Source organism: Pseudomonas sp. GL_103 (genome assembly GCF_057835175.1).
In genome coordinates this window covers 6,223,157-6,235,709 of record NZ_CM174420.1, presented here as the reverse complement: position 1 = coordinate 6,235,709, position 12,553 = coordinate 6,223,157, and the positions used below count along the sequence as shown (strand labels likewise).

Annotated in this window: 9 protein-coding genes; 5 read left to right on the top strand and 4 right to left on the bottom strand. The window is 61.4% G+C overall.

Going from position 1 to position 12,553, the window contains the following annotated elements; all coding sequences use genetic code 11:
• Positions 1–19: 19 nt before the first annotated feature.
• The 4 genes from AC3IP0_RS28235 to AC3IP0_RS28220 are packed head-to-tail and all read right to left on the bottom strand — an operon-like array spanning position 20 to position 4,829.
• The gene (locus AC3IP0_RS28235) at positions 20–1,045 is read right to left on the bottom strand and encodes a DUF2955 domain-containing protein (protein WP_489317756.1); all 1,026 of its coding nucleotides are present in this window, start codon (positions 1,043–1,045) and stop codon (positions 20–22) included.
• Positions 1,035–2,153 carry an HlyD family secretion protein gene (locus AC3IP0_RS28230; protein WP_489317755.1) on the bottom strand — a complete coding sequence of 373 codons (1,119 nt, stop codon included), beginning with the start codon at positions 2,151–2,153 and terminating at the stop codon, positions 1,035–1,037. The genes AC3IP0_RS28235 and AC3IP0_RS28230 overlap by 11 nt, the downstream gene beginning before the upstream one ends.
• On the bottom strand, positions 2,146–3,657 hold the full coding sequence (locus AC3IP0_RS28225; RefSeq protein ID WP_489317754.1) for an efflux transporter outer membrane subunit: 1,512 nt from the start codon (positions 3,655–3,657) through the stop codon (positions 2,146–2,148). The genes AC3IP0_RS28230 and AC3IP0_RS28225 overlap by 8 nt, the downstream gene beginning before the upstream one ends.
• A 14-nt stretch (positions 3,658–3,671) precedes the next feature.
• On the bottom strand, positions 3,672–4,829 hold the full coding sequence (locus AC3IP0_RS28220; RefSeq protein WP_489317753.1) for an AI-2E family transporter: 1,158 nt from the start codon (positions 4,827–4,829) through the stop codon (positions 3,672–3,674).
• Positions 4,830–5,396: 567 nt separating this feature from the next.
• On the opposite strand from AC3IP0_RS28220, the gene AC3IP0_RS28215 reads away from it, so the two are divergent.
• The 5 genes from AC3IP0_RS28215 to AC3IP0_RS28195 all read left to right on the top strand — a co-directional run bounded on the left by AC3IP0_RS28215 (position 5,397) and on the right by AC3IP0_RS28195 (position 12,550).
• Positions 5,397–6,299, top strand: coding sequence for a LysR family transcriptional regulator (locus AC3IP0_RS28215; protein ID WP_489317752.1), 903 nt, complete (start codon positions 5,397–5,399; stop codon positions 6,297–6,299).
• A 119-nt stretch (positions 6,300–6,418) separates the two neighbouring features.
• Positions 6,419–7,045 carry a glutathione S-transferase family protein gene (locus tag AC3IP0_RS28210; protein ID WP_489317751.1) on the top strand — a complete coding sequence of 209 codons (627 nt, stop codon included), beginning with the start codon at positions 6,419–6,421 and terminating at the stop codon, positions 7,043–7,045.
• A 63-nt stretch (positions 7,046–7,108) separates the two neighbouring features.
• A complete protein-coding gene (locus AC3IP0_RS28205) occupies positions 7,109–9,139 on the top strand; it encodes a pyridoxamine 5'-phosphate oxidase family protein (RefSeq protein ID WP_489317750.1) in 2,031 nt (676 codons plus the stop codon).
• Between the two features lie 110 nt (positions 9,140–9,249).
• Positions 9,250–10,446: a DUF3142 domain-containing protein gene (locus tag AC3IP0_RS28200; protein WP_489317749.1), complete on the top strand. Its 1,197-nt coding sequence runs from the start codon at positions 9,250–9,252 to the stop codon at positions 10,444–10,446.
• Positions 10,433–12,550, top strand: a complete 2,118-nt coding sequence (locus AC3IP0_RS28195) for a hypothetical protein (protein WP_489317748.1) — start codon at positions 10,433–10,435, stop codon at positions 12,548–12,550. Before AC3IP0_RS28200 ends, AC3IP0_RS28195 begins: the two co-directional genes overlap by 14 nt.
• The last annotated feature ends 3 nt before the right edge of the window (positions 12,551–12,553 follow it).

Genomic DNA, 12,553 nt, shown 5'->3' with positions numbered 1-12,553 from the left:
TCAGGGGGTTTTTCTGTTTCTAGGCGGTCGTAATTCGACGTTGGCGCCGTGTGTCCAGCAGATAGACCATGACGCAGGCGTACAAGGTCACCAGGATGAACAGGCCCATACGAATGGCGAAGGCGGTGTAGACATCCTTGCCCGCTGCGCTGTCCTGCACCGATTGGCCGAGCAGAATGATCAGGGTCGCCAGGCTGTTGAGCCAGAAACTCGGTGGTTGTCGGGTCAGGGCCAGGCCATAGAGCTTTCTGGCCGCCAGCAAACCGAACAGCAACATCCACAGAAAGAACATCCACAGGTTGACGAACAGGCTCAGCGCACACCAGAAAAGAATCGCCATCAGGCCACCGAGCAGGGTTGAGCCGAGCAATTCCTGGCCAGCGGTGCGGGCGCTGGTCGCGCAGCTTTGTTGGCCGAGGCTGACGGCTTTCATGATGATTGGCAGGTAGCTGGCCGGGTCGATCATGGCCAACAGGAAAGTCGGCAGCACCACCAGCGTGGCCCGTAGCGCCAGCCAGCCGCTTTCGGTTGGGGTAAGGCTCGGGCCGGGTTTGGCCGCGGGGGCGCTGGCGGGGTCGGGAAACAGCCAATGGCTGATGGTCAGCGCGGTGACGGCCAGGAACAGGCCCTTGACCAGGGCCACGATCACCTCAAGCGCCAGGGCGAATTCAGCGGTTCCGGCCGAGCTGATCAAGGTCAGGCCCACCACCAGGAAAGTCGCCACCAGCGGGTTGCCGCCACGCAAGCCATAACCAAAGGCCAGGAACAGGCACAGTCCGACCAGCAACACGCCACTGAACGGGTAGTAACGCAGCAGGGGAATGAGCAGCAGGCCGGTCCCGGTGGTCAGCATAAGGATCAGGATCAGGCCCAGGCTGGCCTTGAACGGCAACGGTCGGTTCATCGCTGCCAGCATCATCAGCGCCAGCATCGGCGAGAGGAACGGGATGGGCAGGGCCAGACCAAAGCTAGCCGCCAGGCACAGCGCCGTGCCGAAGCTCAGGCGCAGGGCGCGCTGAACCCGGGCCGGGCGCTCAATACGCATAGGACATCCAGCTCATCACGCGCAGGAACAAGCGACCCAGGATATTCAGCGGGTTACTTTCACTCGGGAATGCCATGACTTCGGCCTGTCCGCCGGACCGGATACCTTGCGGGCCGGTCAACTCACCGGGCTCGAACTCGATGATGACCGGAAAGCGCTGGGCAGGGCGTAGCCAATCGCGACTGTTCTCCACTGTCGGCAGGCTGCCCGGCTGGGTGGTCTGGCCGATATCGACGCCATAGCCGACGCTGCGCACATGGCCTTTGAAAATTCTGCCCGGGTGGGCGTCTAGGATGATGGACACTGGCGTCCCGGGCTGGACACTGCCCAGATTGTTTTCGGTCATGTCGGCGCTGATCCACACATCGTGGATAGCGATCAGGGTCATCACCGGAGCACCGGCGGCGGCGAACTGGCCGACATCGGTGCGCAGATCGGTGATCAGGCCGGCCGAGCGCGCGTGGACCTTGGTATTGCTCAAGTCCAGTTCGGCTTTTTCAAGGTTGCTGGCGGCGCTGAGCAATTGGGCGTTTTCGTCTTCATTACCGCCCTGTTGTTCCCGCGCGCGTTGCACTTCGGCCTTGGCCGCGGCGACCTGGCTGATGGATTCTGACAGGGTGGCGCGGGATATCTCCAGGCGGCGCAGCGAGATGGTACCCGGGTCTTCGCTGTACAGGCGTTCAAGCCGCTGGATGTCCTGGCGTGCCTTGAGTTCGTTGGCCTGGGACGCGCGCAGGGAGGCTTGCTTGGAGTCGACGCCGGCGGTGTTGGCGCCCACCTGGCGACGGGTCGATTCAAGGTCGGCGCGGGCGCGATCGACGGCGATCTGGTACTGCTCCGGGTTGACTTCAAACAGCAATTCGCCGGCCTTGACGTCCTGGTTGTTGCGTACATTCACCTTGGTCACCCGGCCGGATACCTCGGCGGCCACCGGCACAATGAAGGCCTGCACTCGTGCCTGTTGCGTGTAGGGGGTGTAGCGGTCGGCCATCAGGTACCAGACCAGACTCAGGATGATCAGCAGCACCACCCAGTTGATCGCTTTTTTCGCAGGGTCGGCGGCAGGTGCCGGGGCTTTCTCGTCGACCGGTTGTTGGCTGTCAGTCATGGGCACTTTCCTTCGGTTCGTCGAGCAGATCGCCCCAATCGGTCCGTTCTTGCATTTGTTTGCGGGTGGCCGGGTCGATCAGCGGCTGGTCGCTGTACCAGCCGCCGCCCAGGGCTTTGTACAGCGCGATCAGGCTGTTGACCGCGGTGCCACGGTTGACCAGGTAGATATCCTGTTGGGCAAACAGGGCCCGCTGGGCATCCAGCACGCGCTGGAAATCGGAATAGCCTTCGCGGTATTGGGCGTTGGCCAGGGTCACCGAACGTTCGGCGGCCACCGATGCATCTCTGAGGATAAGGTCGCGCTCCAGCGCTTTGATCAAGCCGGTCGCGGCATCGTCGGCCTCACGGGCCGCCTGGCGCACGCTGTCCTGGTAGATAACGATCAATTGCTGCAAGCGCGCATCCTGCACGCGGATGTTGTTGGTGATGCGGCCGTGGTCGAAGATGTCCCAGCGCAGGCTGGGGCCGGCCACCATGTCGAGGGTATTGGGCGCAGCGTTGAGCGAACTGGCGGACCAGACGATGCTGCCCAGCAGGCTGATGGAGGGGTACAGGTCGGTCTCGGCCACACCGATCAACGCCGACTGCGCTGCCACTTGCAGTTCGGCAGCGCGTACATCGGGGCGCCGCACCAGCAGGTTGGCCGGCACATCCTGCAAGACCGCAGTATCGAGCAGCGGCACTAAGCCGGTGTTGCGATTGAGGTCAGGGATCGAGCCGGGTGGCCGGCCGATCAGGGTGGACAACGCATTGCGCAGGCTCGCCACTTGGCTCTCGAATTCCGGGATGGTGCTGAGGGTGCCCAGGTACTGGGTCTTGGCTTGTTGCAGATCGAGTTCGGCTTCGGCCCCGCTGTTGAACAGGCGCTCGGTGATCTCGTAGCTGCGCTTCTGCAATTTGGCGTTACTGCGGGCGATGGCCAGGCGCGCCTCGGCGGTGCGCAAGGCGTAGTAGTTTTGCGCCAGTTGCGCGTGCAACAGCACCAAGGCATTTTCATAGTTGGCCTGGGCGGCAAACCAGGACGCATCCGCCGACTCGATGGCACGGCTGAAACGCCCCCAGAAATCCAGCTCCCAGCCGATATCGAAGCCGACGCTGTGTTGCCAGAAATGCGTGTCCTGGGGGTTGGCGCCGCCCGACTGTCGACGGTTCAGGTACAGGCTGTCGGCGCTGGCTTGTTGCAATTGCGGGTAGCGCCCACTCAGGGCGATACCCAATTGTGCCCGGGACTCCATGACCCGCAGCCCAGCGATGTGCAGGTCGGGGTTGTGGGCATCGGCTTCGGCCATCAAATGGTCCAGCACCGGGTCGTTGAACACGCGCCACCATTGGCGGCTGTCGGGTTGCGCGTGTTGTTGGCCGACGATCTCCAGGGCCGGGCTGTTCCAGTGGTCGACCCAGGGCTGGGCCGGCGACTGGAAATCCGGGCCCAGTTGCACGCAGCCCCCCAAAACAACGGTCCCACAGAGCAGTAGCCGGCTGACGCGAGCAGGGCGTGGCATCAAGCGCAAACTCCTCAGACAGGACGCTGATCGTTCGTTGCCTCTATCTTCGGTGTCTCGTTCAACGCCTCGATCTCGGGTGTCTCGTTCATGACCTCGGCAGACGGTTGGTCCTGGACCCATTGCCAGAACAGTTGGTAGCCCACTGCCAGCGCAACCGGCCCGATGAACAAACCGATGAAGCCGCCGCTTACCATGCCGCCCAGGGCGCCAATCAGAATTACCGGCATCGGGACATCGACGCCGCGGCCCAACATCAATGGCTTGAGGACGTTATCGGCCATCCCGGCAATCAGGCTGTAGATGCCAAACACGACGGTGGCCAGGCTGGTCCCTTCAGTGGCGAAGACATAAGCGATCACCGGGATGGTCACCAGCAGCACCGGCAATTGCATGATCCCCATCAACAGCGCCACCATGGCCAGCAGCCCGGCACCGGGGACACCCATGAGCACAAAGCCTACGCCAACCAGCAACATCTGGATGAACGCGATGCCCACTACGCCCTGGGCGACTGCGCGGATGGTTGCAGTGCAAAGCACGGTAATGCGCGGCCCACGCTCTGGTCCGGAAAGGCGCGAGGTGATGGCAAGGGCGCTTCTTTCGCCGTTTTCGCCGTAGGCCATGAACACGCCGGCAATGATCAGGGCACCGATGAACAACAGAAAGCCCACGCCAACGTCGGCCATTTTGCCCAACAACGTCAGGCCGACGGACTTGATATAGGGCAACACCTTCATCACCACGCTGCTCATGTCGGTGGCGGCCTGCATCCAGTAGCCATAGAGCGGCTTGCCAATGAGTGGCAGGGAGGCGATTTTTTCGCTAGGAAGCGGAATCTGCAACGTATCGGACTTGAGGATCGCCAGGGTGCCCTGGACCGATTCACTGATCGAGGTGCCCAGCAGGTAGATCGGTACCATCAGCAAAGCCAGGGCGACCACCACGATCAGGGTGGCGGCACGACCGTCCTTGTTGACCAGCTTGCGCTTGATGAGCCCATGCAGTGGATACAGGGTGATGGCCAGAATCATTGCCCAGAGCATCAGGTTGAGGAAAGGGTGGAAAATCTGGAAGCAGAACAGTACCAGCACCGTAATCAACCCGGCGCGAATCAGTACGTCGAGCAAACCACCGGACAGTGCTCTAGCGGAAATGTTAGTGCGCAACATTGTCGAACTCCTTGCGGTGTCACACAGGTTAGCCAGGCCGTTGAAGTTCAACTCTTCCCTACTAAGTGAATCCATAAAGCAGGATCGACGGACAGCCGTCCAAGCGTTAAAAACCCATAACGCCTTACTTTAAGTAGAGAAAACTTCAACGAGGTACCTACCAAAAACCCAATAGGTAACGGGGTGGTTTGTAGTATAGGAGCAGTCGTATATTCCGCCTGTTTATACAGGCTGGAATTCTGCTGTAGTTGATGGAGTCCGCTGCGAGCCCTTGCCTGAAGCGGTTTGGAAGCTGAACCAATGGCTCTTTTTCTCTACCGGGCATTAGTCGTTGCAACGGGCTGATCAGGATAATTGCCAACAGTTGCACCCGTCGCAAGAAAATAATCCTCATTAATTATCAATAATTAAGGTTTGTGACACGCTTGGTTTTTACTGTGCAGGCGCTAGAGTGCAGTAGCCCATTGATTTACCTGATGGTCGGGCGCCCAACTATGTTGTTGAACATTTGCGCTTAACATTCCGGCCTTCGGTTGCGATTCATCTATCTGAAATGAGGACAGTCCCATGGACCGCTTCCAGGAAATGCAGGTCTTCGCTGCTGTCGCCAAGGAGCAGGGTTTTTCGGCGGCGGCGCGGGGTTTGGGTCTGTCGGCGGCCAGTGTCACCCGAGCGGTAGCGGCGCTGGAGAAGCGAATAGGCACACAACTGCTCACGCGTACCACGCGCAGCGTGTATTTGAGTGAGGCTGGCCAGCGATATCTGGAAGACTGTCGGAGAATTCTCGCCGAGGTGCAGGAAGCCGAGGACTCGGCAGCGGGCAGCCATATCCATCCCCGTGGGCAACTGACCATCACCGCACCGGTCTTGTTTGGCGAGCTGTTTGTCACGCCGTTGATGGTGAATTATCTGACGCAATTCCCCGAGGTTTGCATCAACGCGATGCTGGTGGACAGGGTGGTGAGCGTGGTCGAGGAGGGTGTCGATGTGGCAATTCGCATCGGCGAACTCCCCGACAGCAACCAGCATGCGATTCGGGTTGGCGAGGTGCGGCGGGTGATCTGCGCCTCGCCACAGTTTCTGGCCGGCCATGGTCGGCCCAGGCATCCCCGGGAACTGGCCCAGGCGCCGATTATCGCGACCTCGGCAATCGGCCAACTCAGGAGTTGGCCATTCATTGAAGACGGCGAAACCTTGAGTGTCCGGGCTGAACCGCGACTGGTGGTGACGGCGAATCAGGCGGCCATCACGGCAGCCTGTCTGGGGTTGGGATTCACGCGGGTACTGTCTTATCAAGTGGCGAGCAAGGTAGCTGCCGGTGAGCTGGAAATCATTCTGGCCGACTTCGAACTGCCGCCGTTGCCCATCCATGTGGTCTATCAGGGCGGGCGCAAAGCGCCGGCCCGGGTGCGCAGTTTTGTCGATTTCGCGGTGAAGACCCTGCGCGAGCATCCGGCGCTCACGCGTTGAATTATTTCAACCACTGAAATAATGGATTGCGTTGGCTGGTGATTCTGTTGGTTTGGATGTGAGTAGAAGATACGACCCATCTCTCTCCTGAACAGCACCACTCACCCGAGGTGTCGACCATGCAAGCGATCAAACTCTACAACTTCCCCCGTTCCGGCCACGCTCACCGTGTCGAGTTGATGCTGTCCCTGCTGAAACTGCCGACCGAATTGGTCTTCGTTGACCTCGCCAAGGGCGAACACAAGCAACCGGCGTTCCTCGCGCTCAATGCATTTGGTCAGGTGCCGGTGATTGATGACCAGGGCGTGGTGTTGGCCGACTCCAACGCGATTCTGGTTTACCTGGCGCAAAAGTACGGCAACGGTCGCTGGCTGTCGGCTGATCCGGTAGGGGCCGCCAAGGTCCAGCGCTGGTTGTCGGTGGCTGCCGGTCCGATTGCCTTCGGCCCTGCCCGGGCAAGATTGATCACCGTGTTTGGCGCGCCTTACAACGCTGCGGAAGTGATTGCCTATGCCCATACCGTGCTCAAAGTAATCGATCACGAACTGGCCAATACGCCGTATCTGGCCGGCACTGAACCGACGATTGCCGACGTCGCCGCCTACAGCTACATCGCCCATGCGCCCGAGGGCAATGTGTCGCTCGACGAGTACGCCAACATTCGCGCCTGGCTGGCCCGCATCGAAGCCTTGCCGGGTTTTGTCGGCATGCCGCGCACCGTCGCCGGTCTGCAAAAAACCGCCTGATGCTGGCGGCCCGGCAACACCGGGCCGCCCCGTTCTGCGCCAGTGGCGCAAGGGAGCAGCCGTATGGACCGTTCACCCTGGCATGCCGGCGAGAAACAATTGCAGGCGCATGTGGGCGTTGCCGAACGAATGGAGGCGTTCGGGCGTAAGGTGATTCGCAGCGAGATGCCGGACCAGCACCGCACCTTCTATCAGCAATTGCCGTTCATGCTGTACGCAGCGGTGGATGCCGAGGGTCATCCCTGGGCCAGCATCCTTGAAGGTCAGCCCGGTTTCGCGCACTCGCCAGAACCTGGCCTGCTGCAATTTCGCAGCTTGCCGGCCTTTGATGATCCTGCGCAGTTGAGAGACGGCTCGGCCATCGGACTGCTGGGCATCGAGTTGCACACCCGCCGCCGTAACCGCATCAACGGGCATGTCAGTGCCATGACCACAGATGGTTTCGCGGTGACGGTGGATCAATCTTTCGGCAATTGCCCGCAGTACATTCAGTTGCGCCAGTTTCGCTCGGTGCCGCTGGCCGATCCCTCGACGCGTGTCGCCCAGCATTTCGGCGAACTGGATGACGCGGCCAAAGCGATGATTGCCGAGGCGGACACCTTCTTCGTTGCCAGTTATGTGGACGTCGACGGTGATCGCTCGGTGGATGTTTCTCACCGCGGCGGTCAGGCCGGTTTCGTACAGGTGGAAGGCAATCGCCTGACCATTCCGGACTTCGCCGGCAACCTGCATTTCAACACCTTGGGCAACCTGCTGCTCAATCCCCGGGCCGGGTTGTTGTTCATCGATTTCAATACCGGTGATTTGCTGCAGCTCAGCGGGCGCACCGAAATCATCCTGGACGGTCCTCAGGTCGAGGCGTTCCAGGGGGCCGAGCGCCTGTGGACAATGGATGTCGAGCAAGTCGTGCGCCGTCCCGCTGCCCTGGCGTTGCGCTGGCGCTTCGACGGTGTTTCACCCACCAGTTTGCTCACCGGTACATGGGAGCAGGCCAAGGCGCGTTTGCAGGCCAAGGCCCTGGGTGATCAATGGCGGCCGTTGCGGGTGGCGCGGATTGAAGCGCAAAGCCACAGCATTCGCTCGATTTACCTGGAGCCCGCCGACGGAGCCGGGTTGCCACTGTTCCAGGCAGGGCAGCATTTGCCCCTGCGCTTCAACATTGACGGCGATGTGCACATCCGCACTTACAGTTTATCGAGCGCGCCGTCCGATGATTTTTTCCGCATCAGCGTGAAGCGTGACGGGCGGGTGTCTACGCATTTGCATGAGCAGATTCGTGTTGGCGATGTATTGGAGGCACGGGCGCCGCAAGGGCATTTCACCGTGGCGCCCCATGAGCGTCGGCCACTGGTGTTGCTGGCGGCCGGGGTCGGCATCACGCCGCTGTTGTCGATGCTGCGGGAAGTGGTTTACCAGGGGTTGCGCACCCGCCGTATCCGGCCGACATGGTTCATCCAGAGTTCGCGCACGCTGGCCGACCAGCCGTTTCGCCGGGAGCTGGATCGCTTGCTCGAGGATGCCGGTGAGGCGGTGCGGGTGGTGCGTTTGCTCAGTCAACCGGAAGCCGAGGCGATGCAAGGAGAGGACTTCGACCTCCGCGGCCGGATCGACGTTGCGCTGCTCAAGGAACTGCTGACAGTCGAGGACTACGATCAGCCTGATTTTGTCGTCTGCGGTCCCGGGAGTTTTACCCAGGCGTTGTACGACGGCTTGCGCGAGTTGGACATTCGCGATTCGCGGATTCACGCCGAAACCTTCGGCCCGTCCACCTTGCGCCGGCGACCGGACCCCGATGCGGTGGTCATCGAGCAACCGCCAGCCGCCATTACGTCCGTGCCCGTGGTGTTCCAGCGTTCGGCCAAGGAGGCGCGCTGGCAACCGGATGGCGGCAGCTTGCTGGAGTTGGCGGAAAACCGGGGTCTGCGTCCGGAATTCAGTTGTCGCGGCGGCTCCTGCGGCACCTGCAGCGCGCGCCTGATCAGCGGTCAGGTGCATTACCCACTGCCGCCAGCGGAGGTGCCGGATGACGGACAGGTGCTGATTTGCTGTGCGATTCCGGCGCAGGGGACGCAGCCGTTGGTACTCGATATATGAAGGAAGATTGCTGGTGAACATTGCCCGCCGGTCGATGGCTGGGTAGGGTAGTGAGCAGAACGAAAAAGGGCCGCAGAGGCCCTTTCTGCATTTCAGGAACAGGCGTTTTAATGGTTTTTTTCACTCGCTCGATGGTCTTGCTGATGGCGCTGGCGCTCACCACCGGTTGCGAAAGACAGGATGCACCGCCGCTGGATCAACAGCTTTACGTCTGGCAGCGGCAGTGGACGCCGGCCCACGACGCCGCCCTCAAGGACAGCCGCGCCGATTTTTCGACGTTGCGGGTGCTGGCCTTGCAGGCCTTCCCCAACGCGGGCTGGAGTCGGGCCCGGATTGATCCTGCATTGCTCAAGCTTGATGGCCGGCCGGTGATTGCGGTGATTCGTCTGGATGGGCAGCTCAAGGCGCTGGATCAGGATGAGATCACAGCGCAAATCCAGCAGGTGATCAGCGATTGGCAGGGACAGGGGTTGAACCTCGCCGGCGTGGAAATCGACCACGATGCGGGTAACGCTCGGCTACCGGCATACCGCCAATTTCTTGCGCAGTTGCGCGGAGCATTGCCGACGTCGCTGCCGCTGAGCATCACCGCGTTGCCGTCCTGGCTCGACAGTCGCGAACTGCCGGCGCTGTTATCCACAGTCGACAGCAGTGTGTTGCAGGTACACGCGGTGAGCGATCCTCGTCGTGGCTTGTTTGATGCCGATCAGGCCCGGCAATGGGCGAAGGCCTGGAGCCGAATCACGACGAAACCCTTCTATCTGGCGCTGCCGGCCTATGGCGTGGCGTTGCTGCCGTCGGCGGGTGGCGCACCCGTTGTGGAAAGCGAAGTCACACTGGAGCGCGAAGGCCTGCGCCGGGAGTTGCTCGCCGATCCGCAGTCGTTACGCACCCTCGGTACCGAGCTGCGGACCGATCCACCGAAACATCTGGCGGGCCTGATCTGGTTTCGCCTGCCATTGGCCAACGACCGTCGGGCCTGGAGCTTGACCACTTTGCGCGCCGTGGCGCGAGGTGATGCGCTCGACAGTCAATTGAACCTGAAACTCTCGGCTGACAATGGCCTCTATGACATCGGCATCAGCAACCAGGGCAATCTCGACCGCGCCTGGCCCGAACGCCTGACACTGGCGGTCAGCGGTTGTGAGGGCGCCGATGCCTTGGCCGGTTACGCGTTGCAACAGCGCCCGGATCTGCTTACCTTCACCCGCCTGCGCGATGGCCGAATACCGGCCGGCGGACAGCGTGCCATTGGTTGGGCTCGCTGCGCACACATTGATCAAGGAGGTTCGAATGTTCACCCGTAACTGGCCGCGTCATTTGCTTTGCCTGAGCCTCAGCCTGCCGCTGGGTTCGGCGCTGGCCTGCGGCCCGGACTTCCCCATGCGCCTGCTGGATAACCGAGGCCAGTCGCTGGCGGAACTGCCGGAAGGCAACTTCAGCTTTGAAATCAGTCGCCTCGGCCACGCCATCAACGGGTTGAAGAACGTCTCTGCTGGCGCCGACAACAGCGATGAACCTGACCTTGTAGCGCTGCGGGATCAGGCCGAGCAGGCGGGACTTTCCGCTGAGCAACAGGTGTTGGTGAAACACTTGCGCAGCCTGACCGATGCCCGCCAGGTTGAAAGCTCAGGCGCGCAATTGCCGCCTGAGCTCAGGTTGTACCTGGCGGGCGCCGTGGCATTTGGCGCGGGTGATCCTGCCTTGGCCGCCGGGTATTTCAAGAAAGTGCTGGCCCTGCCCGCTGAGCAACGGGCTTCGCGCAGCACTTGGGCGGCTTACTCGCTGGGGCGCGCGTTGTTCGCCATGAGCGTCGAAGCCGATGCGGCTCCGGATCTGCTCGAGCAATCCGCCAAGGCCTTCGAGCAAGCCCGGCAACTGAGCATCGACGGCTTCAGCGATCCGCTGGAACTGGGGGTCGCCAGCCTCGGCGAAGAAGCCCGGGCGGTGCGCACCGCCGGCGACTGGAACCGCGCCATCGAGCTGTACGCCACGCAGAATCTGCACGGCTCCGCAGTGGGCTACACCTCGCTGAAACTGTTGATGTCGGACCTGATGACGCTACCGGATGATCAAGTGGCCGAACTGCTCAAGGGCCAGCCGGTGCAGCAGTTGGTGACCGCATCGCTGATCAGCCGGTTGGGTTGGTCGTTCGGCGATCAACCGCCCAACGAACAAAAAATGATCAAGCTGCTGCAAAACAGTACCCGTGGCAGTCTCGAAAACGCCGACCGCCTGGCGGCGATGAATTATCAACAGGGCGATTACGCCAGCGCCAAGGCTTTCCTCGAACATGCCGGCGATGGTGGGTTGGCCTGGTGGTTGCGGGCAAAACTGGCGGTGCGCGAGGGCGATAAGACTGCGGCCGCCGCAGCCTATGCCAAAGCGGCCCAGGCCTTTCCGCAGAATGAATCCTGGGGCGAGCGACGGACCCCGGACTTCGATTACGAAACGCTCCAACCCAAATGCCGGGTCGAGGGTGAAAGCGCGATCCTGGCCCTGCAACGCGGGGATTACCTGCAAGCCTTCGATCAGCTGTATCGCAGCCAAAGCATTTACTGGTTCGACGCTGCCACCGTTGCCGAGCGCGTGTTGACCCTCGAAGAACTCAAGCACTACGTCGACACTCAAGTGCCGGCACCGCCGCCGCTCAGCCAGCAGGACCGCGACAACTACGTGCCCTTGCCGGTGGCGGCGAGCCTGCGCAATTTGCTGGGCCGGCGTTTGTTGCGCGAGGGGCATTACGAGGAGGCGCCGGCGTACTTCGATAACGTCGATTTGCAGAACAAGGCCAAGTCGTATGCCATTTTGCGCAAAGAGGCCGACGCCGCTTGGTGGCCGACGACGCGGGCGGCAGCCTTGTTTAACTCGGCTGTCGTCGCGCGTAAGGCGGGAATGGAAATTCTCGGTTACGAAATGGCCCCGGATTTCGCCACGTTTGACGGCAACTACGTGCTGGGCAGCGCGGAACTGAAGGTCGGGCCGCTGGTGGCCGCAGACGAAGTGAGGCGCCAGCAGGCCAGCGCTGCCCAGCCAGATCAGCGTTACCACTACCGGTATGTTGCCACGGCGCTGGCCAGCCAGGCGGCGGACCTTTTACCTCACAGCAGCCAGGCTTTTGCCGCGGTGCTGTGTCAGGCGTACGGATGGAATAGCAGTCTCGAAGAACAAAGTGCGCTGTACCAACGCTATGTCAAAGAAGGTCCCTACGTGGATTGGGCGTTCAACTTCGGCTCTCAATGTCCGTATCCGGATTTCCAGAATGCCGACAAGCGTTATGTAACGCAGGTGACCGATGCCGCGCGTTCGTCACTGCGACCCTATAAAAAACCTCTGCAATATGGCGCAGTGATTGTCATAACGGCTGTCGCGTTGTGGCTGATAAACCGTCGCCGCCGCAAGGTGCAGTGAGGT